The sequence below is a fragment of the Burkholderia sp. 22088 genome (assembly GCF_052045915.1).
Lineage (GTDB): Bacteria > Pseudomonadota > Gammaproteobacteria > Burkholderiales > Burkholderiaceae > Burkholderia > Burkholderia cepacia.
Genome location: NZ_JBQEPY010000023.1, coordinates 123,189 through 148,924, shown reverse-complemented (window position 1 = coordinate 148,924; position 25,736 = coordinate 123,189). Strand labels below are relative to the sequence as shown.

The following is a 25,736-nucleotide window of genomic DNA, read 5'->3' as shown; positions in this document are numbered from 1 at the left end:
AGGCGAGCGACTCCTAAAGTATTGACCGTCAAGAGAAAAACGGTTTAAATAGCGGGTTCCGCGAAAACCAATCCTGTATTCCCGGCGATTGCGTTCGCCCGAATGCCTACGGTTAAGGGCACGCGGTCCCCTGAATTTCGACATTCTCGAACAAGTGAGAACATCATGAAACGTACTTACCAACCGTCCGTGACGCGCCGCAAGCGCACCCATGGCTTCCGTGTCCGCATGAAGACGGCAGGTGGCCGCAAGGTCATCAACGCTCGCCGCGCGAAGGGCCGCAAGCGCCTCGCCATCTAAGGCAGGTTGCGCGCTGTGTCCGCCGTCCGCAGTCCTGCGGAAGGTGCCGTCGAGCCGGGTGCGAATCCGTCGCAGACGAAAGCCGCCTTCCCGAAAGCTGCGCGACTTCTGAAAACGGATGAATTTTCATCCGTTTTTCGTTTGCGCCCCTGGCGGCGCTCCGCGCACTTCGTGATTTACGGCAAGCCGACCGGGCAGCCCGCGCGTCTGGGGCTCGTCGTCGGCAAGAAGTATGCGCCGCGTGCGGTAACACGTAACCTCGTGAAGCGGCTGGCGCGCGATGCGTTTCGCTTGCGCCGGGCCGAGTTCGCCGGTTACGACCTGCTGCTGCGGCAGCACACGCGCTTCGACAAGAAAGCGCTGCCGAGCGCGGCTTCAGCCCCGCTCGCGGCGATGTGCGCGGCCGAGATCCGCGAGCTGCTCGACAGGGCAGTCCGGGAAATCGCCCGCCGTGCGTCGAAGCCCGCGTCCGAGTGACGCATCCGTGCCCGGTGCGGCGTTCGCGCTTGCCCGGCCGGTTTTGACGCGGCGTCGTACGGCGCCGCCCAAGGTATGGAAACGGTATTGATCGCCTTGCTGCGCTTCTACAAGGTTGCCGTGAGCCCGATGCTCGGCAACCGTTGCCGTTTTTATCCTTCCTGTTCGGATTACGCGCGCGAGGCAATCCAGTATCATGGCGCCGCGCGCGGCACGTATCTCGCCGTCAGGCGCGTGTGCCGATGCCATCCGTTTTCCGCGGGCGGCATCGACCTCGTCCCGCCGCCCAACTCCGACACTCGCGCTCGCGGCGAAGCCGACGCGCGGTCCCATCGACTCTGAGACAACGCATGGATATCAAACGCACCGTCCTATGGGTGATCTTCTTCATGTCAGCTGTCATGCTGTACGACAACTGGCAGCGGTCCCATGGACGCCCGTCGATGTTCTTCCCGAGCGCCACGCAGACGGCCCCCGCGGCCGCTGCCGGCGGTGCATCGGGCACGGGCGCGACGACGACCGCAGGTGAAGTGCCTGCCGCCGCAGCCGGCGCCGCCCCGTCGACCACTGCTCCGGCCGCCCAGGCGCAGCTCGTGAAGTTCTCGACCGACGTGTACGACGGCGAAATCGACACGCGCGGCGGCACGCTCGCGAAGCTGACGCTGAAGAAGCAGGGCGACGGCAAGCAGCCCGACCTGTACATCACGCTGTTCGACCACACGGCCGGCCATACGTATCTCGCACGCTCGGGCCTGCTCGGCGGCGATTTCCCGAACCACAACGACGTCTACACGCAGCTGAACCCCGGCTCGACGTCGCTGACGGGTGACCAGAACGCGCTGAAGCTGTCGTTCGAATCGCCGGTGAAGGGCGGCGTGAAGGTCGTGAAGACCTACACGTTCACGCGCGGCAGCTACGTGATCGGCGTCGACACCAAGATCGACAACGTCGGCACGGCACCTGTCACGCCGACGGTCTACATGGAACTGGTGCGCGACAACACGGCCGTCGAAACGCCGATGTTCTCGCATACGTTCCTCGGGCCGGCGGTCTACACGGACGCGAAGCACTTCCAGAAGATCAACTTCAGCGACCTCGACAAGAACAAGGCCGACTACGTGACCTCCGCCGACAACGGCTGGGTCGCGATGGTGCAGCACTACTTCGCGTCGGCCTGGATTCCGCAGCAGGGCGTGAAGCGCGACATCTACGCTGAAAAGATCGATCCGACGCTGTACCGCGTCGGCGTGAAGCAGCCGGTCGCCGCGATCGCGCCGGGCCAGTCGGCCGACGTGCAGGCACGCCTGTTCGCCGGTCCGGAAGAGGAGCGCATGCTCGAAGGCATCGCGCCGGGCCTGGAACTCGTGAAGGACTACGGCTGGGTGACGATCATCGCGAAGCCGCTGTTCTGGCTGCTCGAGAAGATCCACGGCTACATCGGCAACTGGGGCTGGTCGATCGTGCTGCTCACGATCCTGATCAAGGCCGTGTTCTTCCCGCTGTCGGCTGCGAGCTACAAGTCGATGGCGCGCATGAAGGAAATCACGCCGCGCATGCAGGCGCTGCGCGAACGCTTCAAGAGCGATCCGCAGAAGATGAACGCCGCGCTGATGGAGCTGTACAAGACCGAGAAGGTCAATCCGTTCGGCGGCTGCCTGCCGGTCGTGATCCAGATCCCGGTGTTCATCTCGCTGTACTGGGTGCTGCTCGCCTCGGTCGAAATGCGCGGCGCGCCGTGGGTTCTGTGGATTCACGACCTGTCGCAGCGCGATCCGTTCTTCATCCTGCCGGTGCTGATGGCCGTGTCGATGTACGTGCAGACGAGCCTGAACCCGACCCCGCCGGACCCGGTCCAGGCGAAGATGATGAAGTTCATGCCGATCGCGTTCTCGGTGATGTTCTTCTTCTTCCCGGCCGGCCTCGTGCTGTACTACGTCGTGAACAACGTGCTGTCGATCGCACAGCAGTACTACATCACGCGCAAGCTCGGCGGGGCCAAGAAGAAACCGGCCTGACGCCCGTTGCATACGCGGGCGGCGAGCCGCCCGCGATGCACGCAAAAAAGCCGCATGGTTCGCGCCATGCGGCTTTTTGCTTTTGCGGTTCCGGTGCGGATTCAGCCTTTCTTCGATTCGCCCGAGTCGCCGTAGAACTGCTCGACCAGTTCCTGCACGAGGTAGCGATGATGCGGCGACAGCGCTTCAATCTTCGACGCGAGTTCGATCGTCTCGGGCGTCGGCGGATAGCGCTCGTCGCGCGGCAGCGGTTGCGGCGTCGGATGTTCGATCACGCTCGGCGACGGGCCGTAATGCAACCAGTGGAGTTCGACGCGCAGCCATTCGGCGAGCGTGGCGAGTTTGTCCGACGTCGGAATCGTGCGACCCGTCAGCCACTTATGCGCGGTTTGCGGCGAAACGGGTTGCGCTCCGCGGTGACGCAGATTGAATCGGTTCGCCAGTTCGGTCGCACCGGTGATCTTCTCCGGGCTGCGCCGCAGGGCGAATTTCAGGCGTTCCGAGAACGCGGCTTTTTCTTCGGATGTCGGCATGGGGGAGATTGTGCAATTCCACCACCACGTTTCAGACAACCATTTGGGCTAAACGTATCTCGTTCAGACGAATCCCGATCTCGATCGGAGTGGGATGCAAAATTGAGGGTCACAGTGTTGGGCCGCTCCAGCAGGCATACTCGTCCGAAACGGCGGCTGTGACATTGCGCTGGACTGATACTTGGCTTATCCCCGGCGGGATAAATTCGGGCGCGTCCGAATCCAGCGCGGCGATCGATGGCGTGTGAGCCGGCACGCTACAATGCCGGCGTTCCGATGCCCGAACTGTTGCGCGGGCGCACCATATTCACTGATCACCCGATTCAACCGATTCCATGCTCGCTACCGATTCCGATCCGATCGTCGCCATTGCCACTGCTGCCGGCCGGGGTGGCATCGGGGTCGTCCGCGTCTCGTTCGGGCGCGGCGGCGAGGCGGCCGCATTGCCGCTGATCGACGCGTTGTGCGGGCAGAAGCTCGCGCCGCGCCATGCGAGCTACGTGCCGTTCCTCGACGAGAACGGCGCGCCGCTCGACCGCGGGATCGCGCTGTATTTCCCGGCGCCGCATTCGTACACCGGCGAGCACGTGCTCGAGCTGCAGGGGCACGGCGGGCCGATCGTGATGCAGCTGCTGCTGCAGCGCTGCCTGGATGCGGGGCGCGGTTTCGGTCTGCGGCTCGCGGAGCCCGGCGAATTCACGCGACGCGCGTTTCTGAACGACAAGCTCGATCTCGCGCAGGCCGAGGCCGTCGCCGACCTGATCGAGGCGAGCACCGAAGCGGCGGCGCGTTCGGCCGGGCGCTCGCTCGACGGCGCGTTCTCGCGGCAGATCCATGCGCTCGTCGACGACGTGATCACGCTGCGGATGCTGGTCGAGGCGACGCTCGATTTTCCGGAAGAGGAGATCGATTTCCTGGAAGCGGCCGATGCGCGCGGCAAGCTCGCGAAGATTCGCGCGCAGCTCGCGCACGTGCTGGGTGATGCGCGGCAAGGCGCGCTGTTGCGCGAAGGATTGTCGGTCGTGCTCGCGGGGCAGCCGAACGTCGGCAAGTCGTCGCTGCTGAACGCGCTGGCCGGCGCGGAGCTGGCGATCGTCACGCCGATCGCGGGCACGACGCGCGACAAGGTCGCGCAGACGATCCAGGTCGAAGGGATTCCGCTGCACATCATCGATACGGCCGGGTTGCGCGAGACGGAGGACGAGGTCGAGCGGATCGGCATTGCGCGCACGTGGAGCGAGATCGAGCGGGCGGACGTCGTGCTGCATCTGCTGGATTCGCGCACCGGGATGACGGCGGATGACGAGACGATCGCCGCGCGGTTTCCGGGCGGCGTGCCGGTGGTGCGTGTGCTGAACAAGACGGATCTGACCGGCGTGGCGGCGTGCGTCGAGCATCCGGCGGCGGAAGGCGACCTCACCGAGGTGCATCTGTCGGCGAAGCTCGGCGACGGGATCGACATGCTGCGCGCGGAGCTGCTGCGGATCGCCGGGTGGCAGGCGGGGGCGGAAGGCGTGTATCTCGCGCGGGAGCGGCATCTGATCGCGCTGCGGGCCGCGCAGGAGCATCTCGCGCAGGCGGCGGATCATGCGGAGCAACGCGCTCAGTCGCTCGATCTGTTTGCCGAGGAGCTGCGGCTCGCGCAGGAGCAACTCAATTCGATTACCGGGGAGTTCACTTCGGATGATCTGTTGGGGGTGATTTTCAGCAGGTTTTGTATCGGGAAGTGATGCACGCGGATTCGACGTTCGAAAGCGCTTTACGGCTCGTCATTCGCTGTTGATCGGCCACCCTGATCACGATCGATCCCCCGTGCACGTCACGCGGCCTGCCGTAAAATCGGCCGGCCGGGACATTTCGACACAACGCCCCCCGGTCCAAAAAACAAAGAGAGGGCACGCATGGGATTCGGATTCGGAAAACGCAGCGAATCAACCGGCAACTCGACGGCCGACATGGCGAAAAGCCAACGGTCGCGAGCGAACGACAACTTCACCACGGAGCTCGAGCTGCGTCGGGCATTTGCGGTATTCAAATGCTGTGCATCGCACGGCACATACGTCGACCTCAACGATGTGGATACCGGCTGGCGCCATCTGCGGGAAGAAAGCCGGGTGCCGTCCGATCTGGAAGCCGCGTGGAAAGAGCTGGACGGCATTCTGCTGACCTATGCCAATGCCGGAGTGCTTGCCAAACCGGACAAGGCGCTCGCCCGGAACCTGACGGATGACATCGAGGCACAACTCGATGCCGTACAGGGCAAGGTGGACGGCATGGTCGATGCCGTTGTCGCAATCAACGTTGCGCGGCTCAAATATCCTTCGAAGAGCTGGATCGTCGATGGCATATTCGCGGCCATATTCGGTGCGATGGGCGGCGCGATCCTGGGTACCCTGGCCGGCGAGTTTGCCGACCATACGCCGGCCGTCGGGAACGTCGTCTTCGGTTTCGTGATAATCGGTTCGGTACTCGTGGCGCGTTATCGCCATCGGCGGAAAATCGTCGCGGCCGACGAGAAAATTGCGCAGGCACAAGCCGAACTTGACCGCATGGTCATTCGAAACCTGTCGCCTTCCGCGTATCCGCCGCCGATGACGGCTGCGGGCACGACCTGAGTTCGCGTTTCGGATACGGCGACGTCAGTCTCAAACCTCTGCCGAAGGTGAATCCCGTCGCGCTGCCGATGTTTGCCGCGCGCCACACCGAGTGCTCCGATGCCTGACCATTTGATCGAACGTCACGCCATTCTTCGCGCCGTCTTTGCCGACGATGCGCCATATCCCGACCTGACGCCGCGTCATGTCGCGCTGATGAGGCGGCTTCAGGTCATGTGGCTTCCGATCGAATCCGGTGCGCCGGGCATTGTTCCCGAGCCGCCACTGAGGGGAAACGGCACGACGATCGATCTCGCCAAGGCGATCCTCGAAACCGGTGACGACGTGCTGGCCATTCGCACGCTGGCAGAACTCGGCCACGTCGTGCCCGAATTCGTCACGGTCGCGGGCACGTTGTCACCGGGGCAATACGTGATCCCGGCCGAACTGCGCGAGGCGTTCGATTTTCCGGAAAGCGGCGTTGACGCATCGGGGCGTTTCGAATTTCGCGCCGAGCATCTCGCGATACTGCAAGGGACCGTCTGGAGAGCGCTCGACGATTACTCAATCGAAGCGGTGCTGAAGCGCGATGACTTCTGGCCGCTGCCCTACATCGACGGCAAGCGGCCCTATGGGGAATGCACGTACTTCCAGATCGACATGGCCGAACTGCTGGGGGAGCCTTATCGGTTCGATGCCGAACGCAATCTGATCGAAGACGCGGAGAAGGATGCGCGCCTCGAGCGTCTTCACTACGAAACGCTCGCTGCGCTACAGGTATTTCTGATGCATGCCGAGTTGACCGCGCCGGCTTGATGGCGCGAAGGCCCGGATCGAAGCAGCCGGACCGTCATCCACGTCAATCCCAATGCCGGTGATGGTAATACCCGCCACCACCGTAATACCCGCCGCCGTCAGGCACCACGATACAGCCGCTCAACAACACGGCGACGCCGGCAATCAGCAAAAGGGTCTTCTTCATCGGGTTCACCTGCTCGGGTTCAATATGAAACCCAGCATAGCGAGCGCCCGCAACACCGGCTGTAAGCGATCGTTTCCCGGCTCCGCAATCCGTAACGGCGGATTATTCCGGTCACAATGACCGTAACAAATCCCCAAACAGCAGACGTTTTCAGGCAGTGACGACCCTGTTTCGCCCCGTATCCTTCGCACGATAAAGCGCGGCATCGGCGGCTTCGATCAACGCATCGGGTGTCGAGAGATCGTCGGCCGCCACGGTCGCGCAGCCGACGCTCACGCTCACGCGTCCGGCGGGTGATGTCGGCATCGCGAGATCGAGCCGAAGTACCGCCTCGCGGGCTTCCTCGGCGACCACTCGCGCGCCGCGCGCGCCCGTGTTCGGCAGCACGATCGCGAACTCCTCGCCGCCGTAACGCGCGACCATGTCCGCGGGCCGCCTCACCGCGCCGGCCAACGCGTTCGCGACGGCAATCAGGCATGCGTCGCCCTTCACGTGACCGAACGCGTCGTTGTATGCCTTGAAGTGGTCGACGTCGACCATCAGCAGCGACAGCGGTTCGCCTTGCCGTCGCGACTGCAGGAACAGCGTGTGGAAGTGATCGTTGAAGTGCATGCGGTTGAATGCGCCCGTCAGGCCGTCGCGCGCGGACGAACGGATCAGCGTCGCGTGCGCCTCGAACAGCCGCTGATACAGCATCGTCACTTCCCATGCGAGCACGCACACGAGCACGCCCGGCGTGAACATGCTGAACACGCGCGCGAGATACCAGCCGACCGTGAATCGATTGGTGCTCATCAGGTTCAGCGTGGTGTCGGTGAGGCATGCGAGCACGGCGATCGCGAGCCACAGGTCGAGGGTCGTGCGCAGCCGGCCGGTGGCCAGCACGGCAACGAGCGCCAGCGCATTGAGCAGCCACACGACCAGCGCGACGGCGTTGACGGGCAGCACGGCCGCGTCGCCCGGCGGATGAAACGCGGGCGGCAGCGACACGTTCAGCGCGAACAGGCACAGCAATCCCGCGACGACAGCCGGCCCGCCGATCAGTGCGAGCGTCCACCACCGTGTCTGCCGTGCGCCGACCGGTGCGCGCGCCAGCCGCGCGCGCGCGAGCAGCGCGACCATCACGAAACTCGGGAAGCCGGCATGCCAGAAGATCCACATCCACGCGGCGCTTTGCGGTTGCGCACCGAACAGCCCGTGCGGCGCGAATACGCCGGGAAAGGTGAGCAGCTGCAGCGCGACGGCGAGCGCGGTGAACGCGTAGGCGCCGCCGAGTGCGCCGAGCACCGGCTGGCGGGTCACGGTGAACTGCGCGCCGAGAAAGAACGCCGCGATGCTCGCGGTGGTGAACACGGTGAGCGCGCACATCGGCATGAACGGCTCGACGGCCGGCAGCGCGACGTTCGCGTGCGGTGCGGCGATCCCGAGCGCGAGCACGATGACGAGCGCCGTCAGTGTGCCGAACCAGAGCTGACGGCGTGTCGTGTGCTGGATCAGGATGCCTTCCATGGAGTTCCCCGGGCACGTACGCGGAAACGCCCGGTCTTGCGCCGGGCGACAGGCAGCCGGCCGCTGCGCGACCGGTGCGGCCTGATCCTATCGCGTTATGGTTTTGCGCTCAAACCCCGAGGCCGGGACCGAAGTTGCCGGCAACCCAGTGCGTGACGGCGTCGACGTCCGCGTAGTCCTGTTCGGGCAGGCCGTCGAGCATCGACAGCACTTCGTTGCTGGCGCCCGCGTCGCGCGCGGCATCGACGATCGCATCCTTGTTGGCCGGATAGCGGACGGCCGCCAGCACGTCGGCGATCTGCAGGTCGATCGTTTCGTTGGGAATGTCGTGCGGAGGCTGGGCGGGCTGGTCGTTCACGGCGGCGTCTCGCTGAGTGAGCGGGTTGAGCGGGAATCGGATCGAGGCGGAATTCGGGCGTGTAACCGGATGCGTACCGGGGCGCGTCATGCGTTCACACGCCAGGGCGGCCAGGCCGGCGCGCCACGCGGATGAACGCCAGTCGACTCAATGCCCGCGTCGCACGCGGCGCCACGGATGCTTCCAGTCGATGTGCGGCGCGTTTTCGTCGCGCGGATGCTGGCGCCGATGTTCCTGCCACAGTTCGTCGGAAAACAGCGCCGCCACGATCACGAGCGGCAGCACGAGGAAAATTCCGAGTATCACTTGCTCGATCACGATAGCCTCCTTGCGGTGGCAGGAACCCTTGCTCCCATTCTAGGCTCTGAACTTCGCCCGCGTTCAACTTCTTACAGTGCGGAACAGGCCGCGGAAGCGGCCTTGCCCGTACATGCGCCGGCATCAAAAAGGACATGAACATGCAACTCCAGAACGATACCAACACGCTCGCGCTGCGGCCGCTGGAGCGCCAGGACCTGCGCTTCGTCCACGAACTGAACAACGACGCGAAGATCATGCGCTACTGGTTCGAGGAGCCGTACGAAACCTTCTCGGAACTGTCACAACTGTACGACCGCCACGTGCACGACCAGCGCGAGCGCCGTTTCGTCGCGGTCGACGCGCAGGGCGAACTGGTCGGCCTCGTCGAACTGATCGAGCTCGACTACATCCATCGCCGCGGCGAGTTCCAGATCATCATCGCGCCGCAATGCCAGGGGCGCGGTTACGCGGGCCAGGCGACGCGCCTCGCGATCGAGTACGCGTTCAAGGTGCTGAACATGCGCAAGCTGTACCTGATCGTCGATACGTCGAATGCGGCGGCGATTCATGTGTACGAAAAATGCGGATTCCAGCACGAGGCCGAATTGAAGGAAGAATTTTTCGGAAACGGCGCGTATCACAACGCATATCGCATGTGCATCTTTCAACGCGATTATTTCGAACACCAGCAATCCAGTCCGAACAAGGCAGGGTAAACGCGCTGGCGAAAGGCGCTTGCAGCGGGTGTTCGCGGGCACCGAATACATTCGGGGAACTACGGATAAATACGGATTCGCTTATACCTGGCATTTTTCTTGTATCAGGTATTTGCGATTCCGCGCTGCGGTAAAGTCGATTCGTTTCGAATGACTTTATGTGCGGCGCATCAAAATGATCCGGATGACGAAATGGATTATCCAAACCGTTCAATCGCCGCAGTGTAACTTGGATGAAAGCCATGCCGGATAACGCTTTCCGCCCGGCGTGACAGGCCTGTCCGCCACGCAACGGGTGTTGCCCGCCGCGCGTGCCGCGCGAAAAACAGGCTGCGCACGGGGTGCGACAATCCGCCGCTATTGCGGTCGCACAACAAATGTGCTTGCTATCGCTTGCCGGTCTTCTAAAGTGAAAAACGCGGGTTCACGATCACCTTTAAACACATAGCTAACCCAAGCCTGGTGCCCGCAAGCCTGGAGACAGAACATGATGAAGCGTACCGGTATCCTTTTTGCCCTCGTCGGCGCATTTTGCGCGGTGTCGATTGCCCAGGCGGGCGGCGATTCGGCCGTCAAGCCGACGCAGGAAATCCAGTTGACGAAGAACGCATGGGGCTGCCTGTCGAAAGACAATCTGGATTCCGTACTGAGTCACGAACGTGACGGCAAGTCGCAGGCGAAGCAGCAATACTTCGACGACTACCGTTGCCTGTCGGTACCGGAAGGCCAGCGTTTCCGCGTCGTGTCGGTCGACCAGGGCGACGTGCAGTTCGTCAGCGCCGACAACAGCGACCAGCAGGGTCTCTGGACCGATTCGCGCTTCGTCAAGCAGTAACCGCTCATTCACCGCGCAGTCGCACGACGCGCGAGCGCGCCTGCCCGATGAGCCGGCGGCGCGAACCGAACACGGCCCAGCACATGCCGGGCCGTTGCGCTGTGGGTGGCGCATGACACGCGCCGGACGGCGCGCATTCGGTATCATCACGGCCCGACCGAACCGAATGCCCGCCCGGGCCGCATCCGCATGGCGCTGAAATCCACGATCTACAAAGCCGAACTGCAAATCGCCGACATGGATCGGCATTACTACGCCGATCACGCGCTGACGGTGGCGCGCCATCCGTCGGAAACCGACGACCGGATGATGGTGCGCATCGTCGCGTTCGCGCTGTTCGCGCACGAGCGGCTCGAATTCTGCAAGGGGCTGTCGGACGTCGACGAGCCCGATCTGTGGCAGAAGGACCTGACGGGCGCGATCGACGTCTGGATCGAAGCCGGCCAGCCCGACGAGCGGCGCATCTCGAAGGCGGCCGGCCGCGCCGGGCAGGTCACCGTGATCGCGTATGGCGGCAAGACGTCGGATATCTGGTGGCAGGGCGTGCGCAGCAAGGTCGAGCGGCTGCGCAACGTGCAGGTGCTGTCGCTGGCCGACGGCGTCGCGGCCGCGCTCGGGCGGCTCGCGGAGCGCTCAATGCGCCTGCAGTGCACGGTGCAGGACGGCACCGCGTGGATCTCGAGCGCCGACCACGATCCGGTCGCGGTCGAATGGACGGTGCTGAAGGCGCGCGCGGATGCATGACGGCCCGCGCGCCGGCCGCGTTCAGCCGATCGCGGCCGGCGGCCCCTTGAATTCGAGCATGTTGCCTTCCGGGTCGAACAGGTAGATCGACGGCCCGTAGCCGCCGGCGCCGTAGCGTTCCGCAGGCGCGCCCGGCCGTGCGCCATGCGCGGCGAAATGGGCGGTCAATGCGTCGGGATCGAACGGCTCGACGCGCAGGCACAGGTGATCGAGATTGCGCCCCGTGCCGGGCGGGCCGCTGTCAGGGCGGTCGATCGGGCCGCCGACCGACAGCAGGTCGATCAGTGCATCACCGGCACGTAGTTGCACGAGGCCCAGGTCGGGCTGTTCCTTTTCCACATGGCAGCCGACGGCGTCGCAGTAAAAGCGCGTCATCGCGGCCATGTCGGTCACGCGCAGCACGAGGTGATCGATCGCGCGGATGGTGGGTTTCATGGACAGGCGCTCCTTCGCAGTCGACGAGCATCGAGTGTAGACGCATCGTGCCTGCGCCGCCTGCCGGAACGCGGCACAATCGACGGACGAAAAAAAGCCCGTTCACGCGGAGCGGAACGGGCTTAATCCATATCAGGAGGAGACATGGAGGAGACAGTTCCAACTATACACACGGCGATGGTGCGACGCAATATTCCGAATGCAAAAAAACGTCAGGACGGCGATTTGTCGCATCCGCAGTGCAGCAAAAGGGTGACGGGACGATGACGAAAACTGTGCAGCAGCAGCCGGCGCGCGCGTTTCGCCGGACTTATTTTCGGGTGATGCGCCCCTGATTATCCGGGGCGAATCACAGAGCAAGATTCAGGGCGCGACGGCACGTGCCGATGTCTAGAGTAGGCACCATCTACACTAGAGAGTGCGAGGTTCAGATGAAAGCCGCCTATCCGACCGATGATGCCCGCTGGGGCGCCGTGACCGAGCGCGATCCGCATGCGGATGGCGCGTTCTTCTACGCCGTGAGCACGACCGGCGTGTTCTGCCGTCCGACCTGTGCGTCGCGGCTGCCGCGTCGCGAAAATGTGTCCTTCTTCGCCGATCCGGCCGCCGCGCGCGCGGCCGGCTTCCGGCCTTGCAAGCGCTGCCAGCCGGAAGGGCTGCCGCGTGAGCTCGAGATCGTCAACCGCGCGTGCGCGGTGCTCGACGCGCATGCCGAGCGGCTCACGCTGCAGCAGCTGAGCGATGCCGTGCACGTGAGCCCGTTTCATCTTCAGCGGCTTTTCAAGCGCGTGGTCGGCGTGTCGCCGCGGCAGTACCAGGCCGCGCAGCGCGGCGCCGCGCTGCGGCAGGCGCTGCAAAGCGGGCAGCCGGTCACGCAGGCGGCCGTCGACGCGGGTTTCAACTCGCCGTCGCGACTCTATGCGTCGGTACCGCGCGAGCTCGGGATGGCGCCGTCGGCGTTCCGCCGCCAGGGCGCCGGCTTGCGAATCGACTTTGCGACCGCCTCGACGTCGCTCGGCACGGTGCTCGTCGCGGCGACCGGGCAGGGCATCTGCCGGATCGCGTTCGGCGACGAACCGGCCGCGCTCGTCGGCGAGCTGAAGGACGCGTTCGCGCGCGCCGAGCTGGTCGAAGCGTCGGCACGGCTCGCGCCGTTCGTCGCGCAGATCCGCGCGTACCTGGACGGCACGCGGCACGCGTTCGACCTGCCGCTCGACATCGCGCCGACCGCCTTCCAGCAGCGCGTGTGGGAAGCGCTGACGCATATTCCGTACGGCGAAACGCGCAGCTACTCGGAGATCGCCGAGGCGCTGGGCGCGCCGCGTGCGGTGCGCGCCGTCGCGTCCGCGTGCGCGTCGAACCCGGTCGCGCTCGCGATTCCGTGTCACCGCGTCGTACAAAAGGGCGGCGCGCTGTCCGGGTATCGTTGGGGCGTGCGCCGCAAGGCGACGCTGCTTGCCGCCGAGGCGCGTCACGTGCACGACGATGAAACCGAATCCGTCGCGGAGGGCAGCGCAGTTTGAGCATCGCAAGAACGACGATTACGTCCATCGTGAACGGCGGCCGTGTGCCGCCGTCCGCGCAAATGGAACTGCGCTTCAATGCGCCTTACGACTGGGCGCGCGTCCTGCGCTTCTTCAGCGGGCGTGCGATTCCGGGCGTCGAGCAGGTGGCGGACGGCGTGTATCGCCGCATCGTCGACCTGCACGGCGACGCCGGCCGGCTCACGGTCGCGAAACATCCGCGCAAGCATTGCCTGGTCGCGACGGTCGAAGGCGCGGTCGCGCGTCATGTCGACGACGCGTTCGCCGCGCGCGTCGCGACGATGTTCGACCTCGGCGCCGATCCGGCCGCCATCGGCAGCGGGCTGGCGCGCGATCCGTGGTTCGCGCCGCTCGTCGAGGCCGCACCGGGGCTGCGCGTGCCGGGTGCATGGTCGGGGTTCGAGCTGGCCGTGCGCGCGATCGTCGGCCAGCAGGTGAGTGTGAAGGCCGCGACGACGATCGTCGGCCGGCTTGTCGAGCGGGCCGGCGAGCGCGTGGTTCATGAAGACGACGGTGCGCCCGCATGGCGTTTTCCGACGCCGGAGGCGCTGGCCGCCTGTGATCTCGACAAGATCGGGATGCCCGGCAAGCGGGTGGCGGCACTGACGGGCACGGCGCGCGCGGTGGCGGCCGGCGACGTGCCGGTCGATCGCGAGCACGCCGATCTCGCGACGCTGCGCGGCGCGTGGCTCGATCTGCCCGGCATCGGCCCGTGGACCGTCGAATACATCGCGATGCGCGCGTGGCGCGATCCGGATGCCTGGCCGGCCTCCGATCTCGTGCTGATGCAGTCGATCGCCGCGCGCGATCCGGCGCTCGACCGGCTCGCGACCCAGAAGCGCCGCACCGAAGGCTGGCGACCGTGGCGCGCGTACGCGGCGCTGCATTTGTGGAACGAAGTGGCCGACCGGGCGGGCGGCGCGCGCGGCGGGTGAGGGCAACTGCCGATCACTGAGTTTCGCGGCCGGGTGCGACCCGGCGAAGCCGCGATGCAACCCGTCGCGCGGGCCGTGCCGGTGTTCGTGGGCGACCCGCCGGACTTCGGCCATCACGGCCATTTCTCGAATCCGTCGTGCGCCCGATGCAGGGCGCACGACGCACACTTTCGCCTCTCTCCGCGGCCGATTCGGCGGCACGGTTGCACCTGCCGTCACCCGTTCGCGCGTCACGTTCCGTCGGACGAATGCGCTCAACCGGCGTGCACGTCGTCGCCGCCTGGAACCGTCGGGAGATGCGGCAATCGCCGCGGCCGGCCCGTCCGGCGGTCCGCTCCGGCCCGCGCACCATGCCCGGCGCCACCTCAAGCGCGGGTTTCGGCGAGATGTTAAAGTGCCCGCTACCAACGAAGCGACCAACAATCCAGCCGGCCGCGCGCGGCGTTCTGCGCGCGGCCGTCACGCACTTGCGTCTCCATGTCGAACACCATGACTCACCGCCAGTCCGAACTGCTGCTGAATCGCCTCGAAGCACTGAGCTCGGGCCCGACGCGGCAGCATCTGCCCGACGGCCTGCGCGGCATCGAGAAGGAAAGCCTGCGCGTGACGCGCGACGGCATGATCGCGTTCACGCCGCATCCGCGCGCGCTCGGTTCGGCGCTCACGCATCCGGCACTGACGACCGACTATTCCGAAGCGCTGATCGAGCTGATCACGCCCGCGGAGCGCGACGCCGCGATCACGCTCGAACGCCTCGACGATCTGCATCGCTACGTCTATGCGTCGCTCGGCGACGAGATGCTGTGGAACGACTCGATGCCGGGCCTGCTGCCGGCCGACGACCAGATCCCGATCGCCGACTACGGCACGTCGAACATCGGCCGCCTGAAGACGGTGTACCGGCGCGGCCTCGCGTATCGCTACGGCCGCACGATGCAGTGCATCGCCGGCATCCACTACAACTACTCGCTGCACGAGGAAGTGTGGCGGCGCCTGCATGCGGAAGAAGGGTCGACGGCCACGCTCGTCGATTACCAGTCGGAGCGCTATCTCGCACAGATCCGCAACTTCCGTCGCCGCAGCTGGCTGCTGATGTACCTGTTCGGCGCATCGCCCGCGCTCGACACGAAGTTCCTGCGCGGCAAGCCGCACAGGCTCGACACGTTCGACGCCGATACGCTGTACCTGCCGTATGCGACGAGCCTGCGGATGAGCGATCTCGGCTACTCGAACACGACTGCCCAGGCCGCGCTGCACGTCGACTACAACACGCTGCCCGGTTATCTCGACGCGCTGTCGAAGGCCGTGAGCGAGCCGTATCCGGCGTACGAGGCCATCGGCACGCATCGCGACGGCGAGTGGATCCAGATCAACACGAACGTGCTGCAGATCGAAAACGAGTTCTATTCGACGATCCGGCCGAAGCGCGTCACGTATTCGGGCGAGCGTCCGCTGCATGCGCTTGCATCGCGCGGCGTGCAGTACATCGAGGTGCGCTGTCTCGACATCGATCCGTTCGAGCCGACCGGCATCGCACTGGAAACCGCGCGCTTCATCGACGCCTTCCTGCTCGCGTGCGCGCTCGACGAGAGCCCGGTGCTCGATTGCCCCGCGTACCAGGAGGCGAACGCGAACTTCGGCAGCGTGACGATGGAAGGGCGCAAGCCCGGGCTCACGCTGCAGCGCGACGGCACGCCGATCACGCTGCAGGCGTGGGCGGACGAGCTGATGACCGATATCGAAACCGTCGGCCGCCGTCTCGACGAAATCCGCGGCGGCGACGAACATGCGCGCGCGATCGCCGCGCAGCGCGAGAAGCTCGCCGATCCGGAGCGCACGCCGTCCGCACGCGTGCTGCGCACGATGCGCGAGCACGGGCAGTCGTTCCTCGGGTTCGCGCTGGCACAGAGCGAAGCGCATGCCGCGCATTTCCGCGCGCACCCGCCGTCGGCGGAGACGCTGCGCACCGAGCAGGCGCTCGCCGCGAAGTCGCTCGCCGAGCAGGCCGAGCTCGAAGCGAAGGAGGCCGGATCGTTCGACGCATTCGTCGCGGCCTATCGCGCATATACGCTGAACCGCTTCAGCGTGTGATGCCTGGCGCACGCGCACCGCGTCGGTCGGCGCAGTGCGCGATGCGTCCTCCGTCGCCGGTCGGTGTGCGCCGTGGCGCCCCCGATCCGGGTCGATCCACCGTCAGTGGTGTGCGTACGTGCCGCGATCGATCGCGTGCGGCAGCGTCGGCTTGCCCGATTCCACGTTTGCCCTGCCGTCGCTGCCGTAGCCGGTGTCCCCGCCGCGTGCCTGCGCGGCACGGTGCATGATCGCCTGCATCTTTTCCGGAAAGTCGGGACTGCTTGCCAGGCTCGTCCGGTAGCCGGCGGCCTGCAGCTCCACGAGTTCCTGGCGGACCTCGGCGCGCGTCAGCGTCGACGCGGCCTGCGCGTGCGCGGCGAAGGCCGCGCCGATCAGCACGCATGCGCATACGGCTTGTTTCATCGTCTTCATCGTGTTCACTCCGTGAGGTTCCGGTGCCGTGCCGTGGCCGGCGCGGGCGGAATCGATGCAGCCAGTCTAGGCTCCGGACGCCAGACGAAACATCCCGCCCGCCGTCAGGCACCTTTGCCGCATGTGCAACATTGCGCGGGTGAGCCGCGCATGACGGGCATCCTGTCGAACGCGACAGCGGCCCGCCTGCTGCCTGTCAGCCTGCGGCGGCGGGCCCGTATCGGGTCGGCACGCATCGGGCTTGTCCTCCTTGTACAAGCGCCCCGCGCCTCCTAACCTCTTTTAAGCGACCGGTCGGTTGGCCGTGCGACGTCGTTGCGTGCACAAGCGCCTGAACGTCGTCGCGATTGCGGAAGGACCGCTTTGCACCGAATCCGGGGGCGCCGCCGCGCCAGCCCCGGGTCGACTTTGGAGACGCGATGAATCCCACCGACGCCCTGCCGCCCGGCATTGTCTTCGCGCAGCCGTTGACGCCGGTCGCCAACTCGCTGCTGCTGTCCTTCCTCGTCGCCGCGATTCCGATCGCCGTCGCGCTGATCGCGCTCGGCGTGCTGCGCCGCCCCGCGTGGCAGGCGTCGCTCGCCGGGCTGGTCGCCGGCCTCGCGGTCGCGATCGGCGCATGGGGGATGCCGGCCGGGCTCGCGTTCAACGCGGTCGGCGCGGGCATGGCGCTCGCGGTCGTGCCGGTGATGTGGATCGTCTTCAACGCGCTGCTGCTGTACAACATCGCAGTGAAGTCGGGCCGCTTCGACCAGTTCCGGCAGTGGATGCTCGACAACCTGCCCGACGATCGGCGCCTCGTGCTGCTCGTCGTCGCGTTCTCGTTCGGCTGCCTGCTCGAAGGGATCTCGGGATTCGGCACGCCGGTCGCGATCACGAGCGCACTCCTGATCGCGCTCGGCTTCCCCGCGCTCGAAGCGCTCACCTATACGCTGCTGTTCAACACGGCGCCGGTTGCGTTCGGCGCGCTCGGCGTGCCGATCACCGTGCTCGGCGCGGTGACGTCGCTGCCGCCCGCGACACTCGCGCAGATGGTCGGCCGCCAGTTGCCGTTCTTCGCGCTGCTGTTGCCGTTCTACGTGGTCGGCGCGTACGGCGGGCTGCGCTCGATCGCGAAGCTGTGGCCCGCGCTGCTCGTGTCGGGCGGCAGTTTCGCGATCGCGCAGTTCGTCACGTCGAACTTCCTCGGCTACCAGCTCACCGACGTGCTGTCGTCGCTCACGTCGCTGATCGTCACGATCGGTTTCCTCCAGGTGTGGAAGCCGCAACCGGATCCGCAATACGCGCTCGCGCGCAGCGTGCCTGCAACAGCCGGTGCCGCCCGAGCGGGTTTCGGCGGCTGGCTGCCGTGGCTCGTCGTGTCGGTGGTCGTGATCGTGTGGGTGCACGCGAACGTCGCGGCGATCGGCGACGTGAAGATCAAGTGGCCGGGCCTGCACAACGCGGTGTTCGTGTCGCTGTACCACAAGCCGTATGCGGCGATCTGGGACTTCCAGCCGCTCGGCACCGGCACCGCGATCCTGCTCTCGGCGATCATCACGGCCGCGCTGACGCGCACCGGTATCGGCGCGTTCCTCGAATGCGTGGTCAAGACCTGGCGGCAGACATGGATCGCGATCGTCACGGTGATGATGATCGTCGGGCTCGCGTACCTGCTGAACTACTCGGGAATCAGCTATACGCTCGGCACCGGCGTCGCGTCGACGGGGGCGCTGTTCCCGCTGGTGTCCGCGTCGCTCGGCTGGATCGCCGTGTTCCTGTCCGGCAGCGACACGTCGGGCAACGCACTGTTCGGCAACCTGCAGGTCGTGGCCGCGCGGCAGCTCGGCCTCGATCCGGTGCTGATGGCCGCGACCAACTCGTCGGGCGGCGTGATGGGCAAGATGATCTCGCCGCAGAACATCGCGACGGGCGTGTCGACGACGGATCTGAAAGGGCAGGAAGGTGTCGTGTTTGCGCGCACCTTCTGGCACAGCGTGATCCTCACGCTGCTGCTCGGCGTGCTGGTGTTCCTGCAGCAGCACGTGCTGACGTGGATGATTCCGGCACTGCCGAAATGAGGTGAGCGCAACGACAGAAGGAAGGCACGAGGAAAACGAGGGAAGGCGCGGGAAAAGCGCCGGCAAAGTGCGGAACCGGCGAACGCGCGGCACGTCAGCGCGCGTTCGCCCGCCGCGCCGTTCGTCCTGCTTCATCCGCCCCGGCTGCCGAGGTCGCCGCGGCCGTGTTGCCGTCGGCCGGCAGGATGCACGCGAGAAACGCGTCGATCGCGGGGCTCTGGCGGCGCGCCTTCAGGTAGTACACGTATTCGTCGATCGTCGTGTCCACGCCGCGCAGCGCGATCACGCTCAGGTCGGGATGGCGCTCGGCCTCGCCGAGCGGAAACAGGCTGCCGCCCACGCCGTGCAGGATCGCCTCGCGGATCGCTTCGCGGCTGCCGATCTCGGCCATCGATACGGCCGCGACACCGGCCGCCGCGAGGATCGCCTCCGTGCAGCGGCGCGTCACCGAGCCTTCCTCGCGAATCAGCAGCCGCACGTCGGCGAGCTGCGCCGGATCGATCGCGTCGAAACGCGCGAGCGGATGCGTGCGATGCACGACGAGCACGAGCGGGTCGGTCGAGATCACCTTGCGTTCGAGGCCTTCGGCGTCGTTGCGCTGCGACGATACCGCGAGATCGATGCGGAATTCCTGCAGCGCCTGCAGGATTTCCTCGGAGTTGCCGATCCGGCACGTGAGCGCGATCGACGGATGCGCGTTCGAGAAGCGGCCGACCGCGTCCATGATGTAGTACGGCCCCGTCGCACCGATCCGCAGATGACCTTCGAACAGGCCGCCGACGTTGCGCAGCATGATGTCGGCCTGCGCCTCGAGCGCGATCATCTTCTCGACGAGCGGCAGCAGCTCGATACCCGTCTCGGTGACCTCGAGCTTGCGGCCGCTGCGGTAGAACAGCTCGACGCCGTACAGCTGCTCGACCTGCCGGATCTGCGCGGCAATCGTCGGCTGGCTCACGCCCAGGTGGCGCGCGGCGCGCGTGATGCTGCCCTGCCGGACGGTCGCGTGGAACGCCTTCAGCTGATCGAACACGACTCGGCTTCTCCCCTCTTCATCGCGCGTCAGCGTAGCGCATGCGTGTGTCGGCCGCATGAAAGGCGCGTCGTGCGCCGCTTCGAAAAAAAGCTGGGGGTGAGCGCAAGAAACCTGCTGGAACCGGTCACGGCCGGGACATGCCGGTGCGGGGTAATAGCGCGTAACACACCGATCGCCGGCCCCGCTCGACCGGCGCCCCACTCCTACCGACAACAGGGTTCCCTTCATGTCTTCGAACAATCGACGCGATTTCCTGCGCCTCGCCGCGCAGTCGGCCGGTGCGATGGCCGCCTACGCGGGCTTCCCGCCCGCGATCCGCAATGCGCTGGCGATGCCGGCCGCCTACCGCACGGGCACGATCCGCGACGTCGAGCACGTCGTGATCTTCATGCAGGAAAACCGTTCGTTCGACCATTACTTCGGCGGGCTGCGCGGCGTGCGCGGCTTCAACGACCCGCGCCCGCACCTGCTGCCGAGCGGCGCGCCGGTGTGGCAGCAGCCGCCGGCATCGGTGTTCACGAAGAACTACCATTCGCGCGGCCTCGATCCGTCGGCGCCGTACGTGCTGCCGTTCTACCTCGATCCGAAGCAGACGACCGAATTCCAGCCGGGCACCAACCACGGCTGGAGCAGCGGCCACCTGTCCTGGAACAACGGCCAGTGGGACCAGTGGGTGAACCAGAAGCAGGACGTGCTGACGATGGGCTACCTGAAGCGTCAGGACCTCACGTACCACTACGCACTGGCCGACGCGTTCACGATCTGCGATTCGTACTTCTGCTCCGCGCACGCCGACACCGCGCCGAACCGCATCTACCTGTGGACCGGCACGGTCGACCCGCGCAACATCTACGGCACCCCGCCGAACGGCCCGGGCATCGGCGAGCGCGACGACGTGAACGGCTACACGTGGACGACCTACGCCGAGCGCCTCGAGCACGCGAAGATCAGCTGGAAGGTGTACCAGGGCGGCACGGGCATCCCGGGCGACCCGACCGACAACTACACCGACAACTCGCTGATGTTCTTCAAGAAGTTCCAGGTGAAGGAGGGTGCGAGCGGCCCGCTGGTTGACAAGGGCGCGTCGGACCACACGCTCGCCGAGCTGAAGGCCGACGTGCAGGCGAACCGGCTGCCGCAGGTGTCGTGGATCGTCGCGCCGTACAAGTACAGCGAGCACCCGCAGGCGTCGCCGACCGACGGCGCGTTCTACATCAACATGGTGCTCGAGGCGCTGACGTCGAACCCGGAGGTGTGGGCGAAGACGGTGTTCATCCTCAACTACGACGAGAACGACGGGCTGTTCGACCACGTCGTGCCGCCGGTGCCGCCGGTCACGAGCGGCGTGGGCGGCCAGGGCATCGTGTCGTCGAACCTGCTGTCGAACCTCGGCGACGAGCTGCTCGACCTGAACAAGTACCCGGGCGAAATGAGCCCGCTCGTGCCGGGCGCGGACCCGGGCGGCATCCAGCCGATCGGCCTCGGGCCGCGCGTGCCGCTGATCATCATCTCGCCGTGGACGAAGGGCGGCTGGGTCTGCTCGGAGACGTTCGACCATACGTCGGTGCTGCGTTTCCTCGAAGCGCGCTTCGGCGTGAAGGAGCCGAACATCAGCGCATGGCGCCGCTCGATCTGCGGCGACCTCACGTCGGCGTTCGACTTCTCCGCGCGCCCCGACACGCGCTCGGTGAGCTTCACGGTGCCGCAGCACATCGCGACCGCCGGCCAGGCGTACCAGGTGCCTGCGCAGCAGGCGATGCCGGCGCAGGAACCCGGCACGCGGCCGGCGCGGGCGCTGCCGTACGAGCTGTTCGTGCACAGCCGCGTGAGCGGCCATGACGACAGCGTGTCGCTCGACTTCGCGAACACCGGCGACGCGGGTGCGGCGTTCTACGTGTACGACCGCCGCAATCCGGCAACGCCGCCGCGTCGTTATGCGGTGTCCGCGCACGATCGCTTCGTCGACACGTGGAACACGTCGGCTGCACGCGGCGATTACCATCTCGCGGCATACGGCCCGAACGGCTATCTGTGCGAGTTCCAGGGCAACACGCGGCTCGCGGCCGACGGGCGGCACGCGAACCCCGAAGCGCGGATCGGCTACGACGTGCGCAACCGGCACGTGTACCTGCAACTGCGCAACAGCGGGCGCGCAACCTGCCGCGTGACGGTCGACAACGCGTACAGCCATGCGCATGCGCGCACCTACACGCTGGAGCCGGGCGAACGCGTCGAGGATCACTTCGCGCTGTCGTCGAGCCACGGCTGGTACGATCTGACGATTACCGCGACGACGCTGCGCGGCGGCGACGACAAGGTCGTGCGCCGCTTCGCGGGCCACGTCGAGACGGGCCGGCCGAGCCACAGCGATCCGGGGCCGGTGAAGCACGCGACGGCCTGACGGCCGTCACGCGTCGCGCGATGCGGGTGAGGTCGGCCCGCCGCGCGAGCACCGCCTGCCGGCTGCATCCCGATTGCATCCCGGTACGTGAGATTGGCTTTTGGAAACTGAAAACTGTTGACAATGTGTCGGGCCGAGGATATACAAGGATCATTCGCCGATATGGCGCCCTCGTTCCCTACCGCAGCCTTGCTGCCTGCCCGACCATGACAGCCCCGAACGCGCTCAGCGCCATCGAACTCCTGCAAAGCCAGTCGCTCGCGATGATCGTCCAGGACATGCTCGAGCGCGCAATCGTCTCCGGCGAATACGCACCCGGCGAGAAGCTCAACGAAGTCGAGATCGCGACCCGGCTGAACGTGTCGCGCGGCCCCGTGCGCGAAGCGTTCCGGGCGCTCGAACAGGCCGGCCTGCTGCGTAACGAGAAGAACCGCGGCGTGACGGTGCGCGTCGTGCCGCTGCGCGAGGCCGAGGAGATCTACGAAGTGCGCGCGATGCTCGACGAGTCGGTCGCGCGCGCGCTCGCGAAGCGCATCTCGCCCGACACGCTGAAGGTGCTGAAGGGCATCATCCAGTCGATGAAGGACGCCGCGAAGTCCCACGACGTCACGCGCTATACGGAGCTGAACGTGCAGTTCCACGACGCGATGGTCGTCGGCGTCGGCAATACGCATCTCACCGATACCTACCGCCGGCTGGTGCGCCAGCTCGGGCTGCTGCGCCAGGCCGCGATCGAGGCCGAGGAAGACGCGATCGCGGTGTCCGCCGCCGAGCACGACAAGATCGTGCAGGCGCTCGCGCGGGGCGACGAGGAGCAGGCGGTCGCGCTGGTGCGCGAGCACGTTTCGCATGGCCTTGCGCGGATGCGCCGTACGCACGAGCAGGGGCTGCCCGCGACGGGCAAGGCGGCGCGGGAGAAGGCCGGCGCGTGAGTGGGGGCGGTGCGCGTCATCGCACATTGATGACGAAAGAGCGTTGACCGGGCGCTCACCGCCTTCCGTTCTTGCATGGCGAGTTTCGGCTGGCTTGCTTGTCGCATCGGACAGGCGTAGCTCCGGTCGAAATCGAGGGCGCGCGGGCTGAATGCAAGGATCGCCGGCAGGCGATCATTTGCCGCGTCGTTTATCAAAGGCATCGTCCAGAACCCAGCCCGTGCCGGATTCGCAGTGCACTTGTGTGTATGCGTAAATTTTGGCAACACGATCCGTCAATGGAACACAGGATTCACCTTTCCTGACCGAAAAGATCGGCTGGGTTCTATCGTCGTTTGGCTCGGCAAACGCAGGCATGTTCTGAAGCGCTGTCCACTTCTCGTCTTTATATTTCGAGCACGCACCGATCGTCATGGTGAGTGCGGCGAATAACGGAAGGCGCATCATTTTTTGGGATATCGTCGGATTCCAATCAGGCGTTTCGAGTGGCGCAGGCGGCGCGTGCCCATCGCGTCGGCGGCCTCGTAGAGCCGGCCGTCGGCCAGCGACAGCGCGGTGACGAGGATCATCAGCACGTGCGGGAATGACGCGGACACCCTGCTCAGCACGATGCCCGGCAGCCCGTAGATCGAATGGCCGTGCAGCAGCGGCTTCAGCAGCCCCGCGTTGCCGAACCGGTAGATGAACAACGTCGCGGACAACAGCGTCGGCGCGAGCAGCGGCAAGAGCTCGATCGGGCGCGCGGCGTTCTTCAGCGGCTGTACGAGCGCGTCAGCGCATACGCGAACGTGAACATGAACGCCATCGGCACGACGATCATCGTGACGAGCGCGCCGACCGTCAGCGAATGCAGCATCGAGCTCAGCACGCCGCCGTCCTCGAGGTAATCGACGAAATTGTGCGCGCCGACGAATCGGCCGTCGGCATCGACGAAGCATTTCTGCACGACGAGCGCGAGCGGCAGGAGCAGGAACAGCGACATCAGCGTGGCCAGCGCGAGACGGGCCGCGCCCGCCGCCATGCATCCAAACGCCTGTTTACCGGCACTTCGTTCATCTTCAGACCCCTTGACAGTGGCGCCGCGGCACACGGCGGATGACTGGAGGCCAGCCCTCTTGCCGCTCCGTTGTTTTGCTTTCTGTCGTCTGCATGTTGTTGACAATCAACAGATCATCAATTTTAATGTCGAGCATGGAAAGCACCTCCCTTCGGCGCACGCGGGCGCCGACGGCTCTACCCTTCGAACCGAAAGGCATGAACGTCATGACTGAAACGCCTGTATCCGTGGAAGTGAACGGCCGCCGCTACAACTGGATGCGCCGGCCGGTGGTGGTCGTGTGCGTCGACGGCTGCGCATACGAATACCTGGAGGAAGCCGCCGGGGCCGGCGTCGCGCCGTTCCTGCGCACGCTGCTGAAACCGGGCACGGCGCTCAAGGGCGAGTGCGTGGTGCCGAGCTTCACGAACCCGAACAACCTGTCGATCGTGACGGGCGTGCCGCCGGCGGTGCACGGGATAAGCGGCAACTATTTCTACGATCGCGACACCGGCGCCGAGGTGCTGATGAACGATCCGAAGTACCTGGTCGCCCCCACCGTGCTCGCGACCTTCGCCGAGCAGGGGGCGCGCGTCGCGGTCGTCACCGCGAAGGACAAGCTGCGCCGCCTCCTCGGCAAGGGGCTGAAGGGCATATGCTTCTCGTCGGAAAAGGCCGACGAGGCGACCGTCGAGGAAAACGGCATCGACAACGTGCTCGAGCTGGTCGGCAAGCCCGTGCCGAGCGTGTACAGCGCGGACCTGTCGGAATTCGTGTTCGCGGCCGGCGTGCGCCTGCTCGAGACGCGCCCGATCGACCTGATGTACCTGTCGACCACCGACTACGTGCAGCACAAGTGCGCGCCCGGCACGGAAGGCGCAAACGCGTTCTACGCGATGATGGACACGTACCTGCAGCGCCTCGACGAACTCGGCGCGATCGTCGCGATCACGGCCGACCACGGGATGAACGCGAAGCACGACGATGAAACCGGCGAGCCGAACGTGATCTACCTGCAGGAACTGTTCGACGAGTGGCTCGGTCACGACGCGGCGCGCGTGATCCTGCCGATCACCGATCCGTACGTCGTGCACCACGGCGCGCTCGGCTCGTTCGCGACCCTCTACATGCCGGCGTCGGCCGATGCCGAGGCGCTGCGCGCGCGGCTTGCCGCGGTCGACGGCATCGAGGTCGTGCTGACGGGCGCCGAGGGCTGCGCGCGCTTCGAGCTGCCGCCCGCGCGCATGGGCGACCTGATCGTGATCTCGAAGCAGGACGTCGTGCTCGGCACGCGCCGCATCAAGCACGACCTGTCGGGCCTTGACGTGCCGCTGCGTTCGCACGGCGGGATCTCCGAGCAGATCGTGCCGCTGATCTTCAGCAAGCCGGTCGCCGGCGACGTCACGGGCCGCGCGCGGCTGCGCAACTTCGACATCATCGACATCGCGCTCAACCATCTGCAGTGATGCGTACGCATCCGCAAGGGGACACA

General features: G+C 66.1%; 27 protein-coding genes and 1 pseudogene. 17 read left to right on the top strand and 11 right to left on the bottom strand.

Annotated features, from left to right (window positions below):
* Positions 1–165: 165 nt before the first annotated feature.
* From rpmH to yidC, 4 genes are all read left to right on the top strand, one after another.
* Positions 166–300 (top strand): 50S ribosomal protein L34, encoded by a 135-nt coding sequence (gene rpmH, locus ACTJLD_RS35455; RefSeq protein WP_004198824.1) that lies wholly within the window; start codon positions 166–168, stop codon positions 298–300.
* A gap of 15 nt (positions 301–315) precedes the next feature.
* Positions 316–777 (top strand): ribonuclease P protein component, encoded by a 462-nt coding sequence (gene rnpA, locus ACTJLD_RS35450; protein ID WP_021157986.1) that lies wholly within the window; start codon positions 316–318, stop codon positions 775–777.
* Positions 778–852: 75 nt separating this feature from the next.
* Complete coding sequence (gene yidD, locus ACTJLD_RS35445; protein WP_006750110.1) at positions 853–1,119, top strand: membrane protein insertion efficiency factor YidD; 267 nt, start codon at positions 853–855, stop codon at positions 1,117–1,119.
* A gap of 8 nt (positions 1,120–1,127) precedes the next feature.
* On the top strand, positions 1,128–2,792 hold the full coding sequence (yidC, locus tag ACTJLD_RS35440; protein ID WP_027788804.1) for a membrane protein insertase YidC: 1,665 nt from the start codon (positions 1,128–1,130) through the stop codon (positions 2,790–2,792).
* A gap of 101 nt (positions 2,793–2,893) precedes the next feature.
* Here the strand turns inward: yidC and ACTJLD_RS35435 are convergent, their stop codons facing one another.
* On the bottom strand, positions 2,894–3,325 hold the full coding sequence (locus ACTJLD_RS35435; protein ID WP_021157984.1) for a helix-turn-helix domain-containing protein: 432 nt from the start codon (positions 3,323–3,325) through the stop codon (positions 2,894–2,896).
* Positions 3,326–3,660: 335 nt separating this feature from the next.
* Between ACTJLD_RS35435 and mnmE the strand changes: the two genes are divergently transcribed.
* From mnmE to ACTJLD_RS35420, 3 genes are all read left to right on the top strand, one after another.
* Positions 3,661–5,055, top strand: coding sequence for a tRNA uridine-5-carboxymethylaminomethyl(34) synthesis GTPase MnmE (mnmE, locus tag ACTJLD_RS35430; protein ID WP_440661057.1), 1,395 nt, complete (start codon positions 3,661–3,663; stop codon positions 5,053–5,055).
* 171 nt (positions 5,056–5,226) lie between these two features.
* Entirely contained in the window at positions 5,227–5,940 is a 714-nt protein-coding gene (locus tag ACTJLD_RS35425) for a hypothetical protein (RefSeq protein WP_440661055.1), read from the top strand.
* 99 nt (positions 5,941–6,039) lie between these two features.
* Positions 6,040–6,735 carry a hypothetical protein gene (locus tag ACTJLD_RS35420; RefSeq protein WP_440661053.1) on the top strand — a complete coding sequence of 232 codons (696 nt, stop codon included), beginning with the start codon at positions 6,040–6,042 and terminating at the stop codon, positions 6,733–6,735.
* A gap of 43 nt (positions 6,736–6,778) precedes the next feature.
* On the opposite strand, the gene ACTJLD_RS35415 is transcribed toward ACTJLD_RS35420, so the two are convergent.
* The 4 genes from ACTJLD_RS35415 to ACTJLD_RS35400 form a co-directional block, all read right to left on the bottom strand.
* A complete protein-coding gene (locus ACTJLD_RS35415) occupies positions 6,779–6,901 on the bottom strand; it encodes a hypothetical protein (RefSeq protein ID WP_021157980.1) in 123 nt (40 codons plus the stop codon).
* Between the two features lie 150 nt (positions 6,902–7,051).
* Positions 7,052–8,410, bottom strand: a complete 1,359-nt coding sequence (locus ACTJLD_RS35410; protein ID WP_059700515.1) for a sensor domain-containing diguanylate cyclase — start codon at positions 8,408–8,410, stop codon at positions 7,052–7,054.
* A 109-nt stretch (positions 8,411–8,519) separates the two neighbouring features.
* A complete protein-coding gene (locus ACTJLD_RS35405; RefSeq protein WP_027788809.1) occupies positions 8,520–8,768 on the bottom strand; it encodes a DUF2795 domain-containing protein in 249 nt (82 codons plus the stop codon).
* A 147-nt stretch (positions 8,769–8,915) separates the two neighbouring features.
* Complete coding sequence (locus tag ACTJLD_RS35400) at positions 8,916–9,086, bottom strand: hypothetical protein (RefSeq protein WP_006489933.1); 171 nt, start codon at positions 9,084–9,086, stop codon at positions 8,916–8,918.
* A gap of 140 nt (positions 9,087–9,226) precedes the next feature.
* On the opposite strand from ACTJLD_RS35400, the gene speG reads away from it, so the two are divergent.
* The 3 genes from speG to ACTJLD_RS35385 all read left to right on the top strand — a co-directional run bounded on the left by speG (position 9,227) and on the right by ACTJLD_RS35385 (position 11,363).
* Entirely contained in the window at positions 9,227–9,784 is a 558-nt protein-coding gene (gene speG / locus ACTJLD_RS35395; RefSeq protein WP_059700557.1) for a spermidine N1-acetyltransferase, read from the top strand.
* Between the two features lie 487 nt (positions 9,785–10,271).
* The gene (sap1, locus tag ACTJLD_RS35390; RefSeq protein ID WP_027788811.1) at positions 10,272–10,619 is read left to right on the top strand and encodes a surface attachment protein Sap1; all 348 of its coding nucleotides are present in this window, start codon (positions 10,272–10,274) and stop codon (positions 10,617–10,619) included.
* 189 nt (positions 10,620–10,808) lie between these two features.
* Complete coding sequence (locus ACTJLD_RS35385; protein WP_021157976.1) at positions 10,809–11,363, top strand: YaeQ family protein; 555 nt, start codon at positions 10,809–10,811, stop codon at positions 11,361–11,363.
* A gap of 21 nt (positions 11,364–11,384) precedes the next feature.
* Here the strand turns inward: ACTJLD_RS35385 and ACTJLD_RS35380 are convergent, their stop codons facing one another.
* Positions 11,385–11,798, bottom strand: a complete 414-nt coding sequence (locus ACTJLD_RS35380; RefSeq protein ID WP_440661050.1) for a VOC family protein — start codon at positions 11,796–11,798, stop codon at positions 11,385–11,387.
* Positions 11,799–12,229: 431 nt separating this feature from the next.
* Between ACTJLD_RS35380 and ada the strand changes: the two genes are divergently transcribed.
* The 3 genes from ada to gshA all read left to right on the top strand — a co-directional run bounded on the left by ada (position 12,230) and on the right by gshA (position 16,368).
* The gene (gene ada, locus ACTJLD_RS35375; RefSeq protein WP_111942279.1) at positions 12,230–13,321 is read left to right on the top strand and encodes a bifunctional DNA-binding transcriptional regulator/O6-methylguanine-DNA methyltransferase Ada; all 1,092 of its coding nucleotides are present in this window, start codon (positions 12,230–12,232) and stop codon (positions 13,319–13,321) included.
* A complete protein-coding gene (locus tag ACTJLD_RS35370) occupies positions 13,318–14,277 on the top strand; it encodes a DNA-3-methyladenine glycosylase family protein (RefSeq protein ID WP_027788813.1) in 960 nt (319 codons plus the stop codon). The genes ada and ACTJLD_RS35370 overlap by 4 nt, the downstream gene beginning before the upstream one ends.
* Before the next feature lie 477 nt (positions 14,278–14,754).
* Entirely contained in the window at positions 14,755–16,368 is a 1,614-nt protein-coding gene (gene gshA / locus ACTJLD_RS35365; RefSeq protein ID WP_226182618.1) for a glutamate--cysteine ligase, read from the top strand.
* 102 nt (positions 16,369–16,470) lie between these two features.
* Here gshA and ACTJLD_RS35360 read toward each other — a convergent pair whose 3' ends face one another.
* The gene (locus tag ACTJLD_RS35360) at positions 16,471–16,782 is read right to left on the bottom strand and encodes a DUF4148 domain-containing protein (protein ID WP_124840999.1); all 312 of its coding nucleotides are present in this window, start codon (positions 16,780–16,782) and stop codon (positions 16,471–16,473) included.
* Positions 16,783–17,201: 419 nt separating this feature from the next.
* Between ACTJLD_RS35360 and ACTJLD_RS35355 the strand changes: the two genes are divergently transcribed.
* Positions 17,202–18,842 carry an L-lactate permease gene (locus ACTJLD_RS35355; protein WP_440661046.1) on the top strand — a complete coding sequence of 547 codons (1,641 nt, stop codon included), beginning with the start codon at positions 17,202–17,204 and terminating at the stop codon, positions 18,840–18,842.
* Between the two features lie 94 nt (positions 18,843–18,936).
* Here the strand turns inward: ACTJLD_RS35355 and ACTJLD_RS35350 are convergent, their stop codons facing one another.
* The gene (locus ACTJLD_RS35350) at positions 18,937–19,872 is read right to left on the bottom strand and encodes a LysR family transcriptional regulator (RefSeq protein WP_440661044.1); all 936 of its coding nucleotides are present in this window, start codon (positions 19,870–19,872) and stop codon (positions 18,937–18,939) included.
* A 229-nt stretch (positions 19,873–20,101) separates the two neighbouring features.
* On the opposite strand from ACTJLD_RS35350, the gene ACTJLD_RS35345 reads away from it, so the two are divergent.
* Together ACTJLD_RS35345 and ACTJLD_RS35340 are read left to right on the top strand one after the other, a co-directional pair.
* Positions 20,102–22,276, top strand: a complete 2,175-nt coding sequence (locus ACTJLD_RS35345; RefSeq protein ID WP_321919839.1) for a phosphocholine-specific phospholipase C — start codon at positions 20,102–20,104, stop codon at positions 22,274–22,276.
* 206 nt (positions 22,277–22,482) lie between these two features.
* Positions 22,483–23,208: a phosphonate utilization associated transcriptional regulator gene (locus tag ACTJLD_RS35340; RefSeq protein WP_027788819.1), complete on the top strand. Its 726-nt coding sequence runs from the start codon at positions 22,483–22,485 to the stop codon at positions 23,206–23,208.
* Between the two features lie 174 nt (positions 23,209–23,382).
* Here ACTJLD_RS35340 and ACTJLD_RS35335 read toward each other — a convergent pair whose 3' ends face one another.
* From ACTJLD_RS35335 to ACTJLD_RS35325, 3 genes and pseudogenes are all read right to left on the bottom strand, one after another.
* Positions 23,383–23,655 (bottom strand): hypothetical protein, encoded by a 273-nt coding sequence (locus tag ACTJLD_RS35335; RefSeq protein ID WP_440661042.1) that lies wholly within the window; start codon positions 23,653–23,655, stop codon positions 23,383–23,385.
* A 41-nt stretch (positions 23,656–23,696) separates the two neighbouring features.
* Positions 23,697–24,208, bottom strand: a pseudogene (locus ACTJLD_RS35330) (putative 2-aminoethylphosphonate ABC transporter permease subunit); the annotation flags it as partial.
* A 58-nt stretch (positions 24,209–24,266) separates the two neighbouring features.
* Positions 24,267–24,473 (bottom strand): hypothetical protein, encoded by a 207-nt coding sequence (locus tag ACTJLD_RS35325; protein WP_440661040.1) that lies wholly within the window; start codon positions 24,471–24,473, stop codon positions 24,267–24,269.
* Here ACTJLD_RS35325 and phnA point away from each other — a divergent pair.
* Positions 24,472–25,710, top strand: coding sequence for a phosphonoacetate hydrolase (phnA, locus tag ACTJLD_RS35320; RefSeq protein ID WP_440661038.1), 1,239 nt, complete (start codon positions 24,472–24,474; stop codon positions 25,708–25,710). The genes ACTJLD_RS35325 and phnA overlap by 2 nt on opposite strands.
* Positions 25,711–25,736 lie beyond the last annotated feature (26 nt).

What these genes read in the sequence shown, in the direction of transcription:
- rpmH (WP_004198824.1), top strand. Translation starts at nt 166, where the DNA reads ATGAAACGTACTTACCAACCGTCCGTGACGCGCCGCAAGCGCACCCAT.
- yidD (WP_006750110.1), top strand. Translation starts at nt 853, where the DNA reads ATGGAAACGGTATTGATCGCCTTGCTGCGCTTCTACAAGGTTGCCGTG.
- yidC (WP_027788804.1), top strand. Translation starts at nt 1,128, where the DNA reads ATGGATATCAAACGCACCGTCCTATGGGTGATCTTCTTCATGTCAGCT.
- ACTJLD_RS35435 (WP_021157984.1), bottom strand. Translation starts at nt 3,325, where the DNA reads ATGCCGACATCCGAAGAAAAAGCCGCGTTCTCGGAACGCCTGAAATTC.
- mnmE (WP_440661057.1), top strand. Translation starts at nt 3,661, where the DNA reads ATGCTCGCTACCGATTCCGATCCGATCGTCGCCATTGCCACTGCTGCC.
- ACTJLD_RS35425 (WP_440661055.1), top strand. Translation starts at nt 5,227, where the DNA reads ATGGGATTCGGATTCGGAAAACGCAGCGAATCAACCGGCAACTCGACG.
- ACTJLD_RS35420 (WP_440661053.1), top strand. Translation starts at nt 6,040, where the DNA reads ATGCCTGACCATTTGATCGAACGTCACGCCATTCTTCGCGCCGTCTTT.
- ACTJLD_RS35415 (WP_021157980.1), bottom strand. Translation starts at nt 6,901, where the DNA reads ATGAAGAAGACCCTTTTGCTGATTGCCGGCGTCGCCGTGTTGTTGAGC.
- ACTJLD_RS35410 (WP_059700515.1), bottom strand. Translation starts at nt 8,410, where the DNA reads ATGGAAGGCATCCTGATCCAGCACACGACACGCCGTCAGCTCTGGTTC.
- speG (WP_059700557.1), top strand. Translation starts at nt 9,227, where the DNA reads ATGCAACTCCAGAACGATACCAACACGCTCGCGCTGCGGCCGCTGGAG.
- sap1 (WP_027788811.1), top strand. Translation starts at nt 10,272, where the DNA reads ATGATGAAGCGTACCGGTATCCTTTTTGCCCTCGTCGGCGCATTTTGC.
- ACTJLD_RS35385 (WP_021157976.1), top strand. Translation starts at nt 10,809, where the DNA reads ATGGCGCTGAAATCCACGATCTACAAAGCCGAACTGCAAATCGCCGAC.
- ACTJLD_RS35380 (WP_440661050.1), bottom strand. Translation starts at nt 11,798, where the DNA reads ATGAAACCCACCATCCGCGCGATCGATCACCTCGTGCTGCGCGTGACC.
- ada (WP_111942279.1), top strand. Translation starts at nt 12,230, where the DNA reads ATGAAAGCCGCCTATCCGACCGATGATGCCCGCTGGGGCGCCGTGACC.
- gshA (WP_226182618.1), top strand. Translation starts at nt 14,755, where the DNA reads ATGTCGAACACCATGACTCACCGCCAGTCCGAACTGCTGCTGAATCGC.
- ACTJLD_RS35360 (WP_124840999.1), bottom strand. Translation starts at nt 16,782, where the DNA reads ATGAAGACGATGAAACAAGCCGTATGCGCATGCGTGCTGATCGGCGCG.
- ACTJLD_RS35355 (WP_440661046.1), top strand. Translation starts at nt 17,202, where the DNA reads ATGAATCCCACCGACGCCCTGCCGCCCGGCATTGTCTTCGCGCAGCCG.
- ACTJLD_RS35345 (WP_321919839.1), top strand. Translation starts at nt 20,102, where the DNA reads ATGTCTTCGAACAATCGACGCGATTTCCTGCGCCTCGCCGCGCAGTCG.
- ACTJLD_RS35340 (WP_027788819.1), top strand. Translation starts at nt 22,483, where the DNA reads ATGACAGCCCCGAACGCGCTCAGCGCCATCGAACTCCTGCAAAGCCAG.
- ACTJLD_RS35335 (WP_440661042.1), bottom strand. Translation starts at nt 23,655, where the DNA reads ATGATGCGCCTTCCGTTATTCGCCGCACTCACCATGACGATCGGTGCG.
- phnA (WP_440661038.1), top strand. Translation starts at nt 24,472, where the DNA reads ATGACTGAAACGCCTGTATCCGTGGAAGTGAACGGCCGCCGCTACAAC.
- ACTJLD_RS35325 (WP_440661040.1), bottom strand. Translation starts at nt 24,473, where the DNA reads ATGACGTTCATGCCTTTCGGTTCGAAGGGTAGAGCCGTCGGCGCCCGC.